This window comes from Acidobacteriota bacterium (assembly GCA_003225175.1).
Taxonomy (GTDB): Bacteria; Acidobacteriota; Terriglobia; order Terriglobales; family Acidobacteriaceae; genus Gp1-AA112.
On the sequence record QIBA01000176.1, the window covers coordinates 1 to 2,224 of the forward strand.

2 protein-coding genes are annotated in these 2,224 nt (G+C 48.2%); one reads left to right on the forward strand and one right to left on the reverse strand.

Going from position 1 to position 2,224, the window contains the following annotated elements; translation table 11 throughout:
* The first annotated feature begins 1,164 nt into the window (after positions 1 to 1,164).
* The gene (locus DMG62_24215; protein ID PYY19838.1) at positions 1,165 to 1,644 is read left to right on the forward strand and encodes a hypothetical protein; all 480 of its coding nucleotides are present in this window, start codon (positions 1,165 to 1,167) and stop codon (positions 1,642 to 1,644) included.
* A gap of 197 nt (positions 1,645 to 1,841) precedes the next feature.
* Here DMG62_24215 and DMG62_24220 read toward each other — a convergent pair.
* A partial coding sequence (locus tag DMG62_24220) for a hypothetical protein (GenBank protein ID PYY19839.1) occupies positions 1,842 to 2,224 on the reverse strand: 383 nt, incomplete at its 5' end.

Sequence of the window (2,224 nt, forward strand, 5' to 3'; positions counted from 1 at the left end):
TTCAGAAGGCGCTGTATTGAGAGCTATAAAAACTGGCGACATTTCGATAGATGAAGCGCTTGTTCACAAAACAACCCCAGCAATACAAGCCGACATTGAAAAGTTAAATTCGGGCCTTTCTTAGAGCAATCGATCAACACCAAAGGTATTTCGACGTTCTGGGACTCCAATACGTTGAGGCCAGCTTAGCTCAGCGTCGCCCTGACGGACAGCCGATGGCAATGCATGATGCAACGGAGGCTATTTGGGCATTCGTAATCCTCGGTTCATGGACAGCATTTGAATCATTAGCTGGCGACTTGTGGGTTGCTGGCGTTGATAACGACAAAGGACAAGCAGTTGCCAACCTCACATTCGCTTCGGTTTCGAACAAACTAAAGCGACCAGATGATAATCTTCGACCAACCACTATCTATAAATCGGGGATAAACCCAAAGACAAATTACGGTTCTTTCTTACGCGCTGTCGGAAGCGTGACGTTTTCAAACACTACGGGACATCAAAAACTATTACGAAATAGCCTTTGGCAACGATGTAGTCCGACTCTTCGATGAGATCGAGAATGATTATATCGAAGTACTAGCCACATTCAGGAACATCAAAGGCATTCTGCTGGCCGGGCGGATAAGAAATTTGTCGATCGTATCCACGGAAGATTCCCCGAATTTGATTCGATAAAAGAGAACGACTTACTTCAGCCGGATGGTGAGTTAGCCAATAAGCTGAACACCGTGGCTGCAAAACTGGGGCCGAGGTTCTCGCGCATATCGACGACGTGCTCACGCCACCTGAAACCACTCTCTAGCGATGCCGCTTGTGGCTCTTGTGCTGCTTGCGCCCGTTCTTCCATTGCGTTTCCCGCTTCTGAATCTCAGAACGAGGAACTGAAACGACCTTAGTCGTCAGCCGCTTGAATCGCTCGAATGGCGTCTCGTCTTCTAGTGGCTTCGGCTGTTCCACTGACTGCAAACTACTACGGAGTCAATAAAAGGCTAGATCATGTTGATCAAAGCAGGCTTTACTCCGAGTTCATTTTGGGCCGAAACGGTGGGCGACGTTCGACTCCTCTAGCATCCAAACGCAATGCGTGTATTTTGCTATTGACATTTGAGCGCAGACCAGATGTCTAGAGTGTAACTTGGACAACGAAACGAAACGACGCTTATGGGTGCGACAGCAAGTCAAACGTATCTTCCGGAAATAGCTCCTCGGAGCGCTCGCGATTGGGAGTTTGTGAAGAGCTTGCTCCAAGACCTCGAAGCAGAAGAACATCGCGAGGAGTTAGCATCGCTTTTCGGACAGTGGAAGCTATCAATAAAGGCTTTTCGACGTGTTGAGGAACGCAGAATGACCAGGCAATCCCCGGATCCATTCGATTGGAAGTTCCACAAGGCGTGTCTATGTGGTCTAATCAGTTTTGGAACAATGCTGCAAATTGCAACTACGGAACATAAATCTGAAGATTTGGCGAAAGATGGATTCCACAAAGACCTTCTGGACGCTCTCTTAAGAGATTTACACAATACGTTTGATGAATGGCATGGGCAGGTTTCAGAAGATCGTATAAAAGAACTATCTGAGGACATTTTCCGTGCCGAGACCTCACCTGATCGAGAAGATTCACGATCTAAAGTATCGGCTTAGAGAGCCAAGGCTATCAGCTAGCGAATTCGTCAAAACACAGCAGGAATACGATGCGGCAATATCAGAAGCCTGCCGCAAGTACCATTGCGCCAAAGCAGAACTGCTTGCCGTCATTCGGAGTGATTTTGGAAAATGGGTGAATCAACAGGGACTGCCGTGGCTCCACGAAACTGAGTCCGACTGAGTGTCAGTCAGTTTCAAATCCGAGATGATTCAGCAGCCACGTCTGCGTGAACTACGATATTGTTTTTTGGGGAAGACCATCCCCGCCACTCTTGCCGATCAGCTTGGCATAACGCAGAGCTTTTCCGATCACTCCGGCAACGACTTTCACGAATCGCCCAGCACCGTTGTCTTTGCGCTCGGTAAATCGGAAAGATTTGTTTATCCAGATACCGGAACAAGTGAAAAGGCTCGACACTCACATACGTTCCCCTAATCCCGCGCTTTAGTAGCGACCAGAAGTTTTCCAATCCGTTCGTGTGGACGTGACCCTTCGCGTAGCACTCGGCATGATCGATTACGTTGTGAATGTATTCCTGCTCTAATCCGGTATACGAAGGCAGCGCATCGGTAAAAA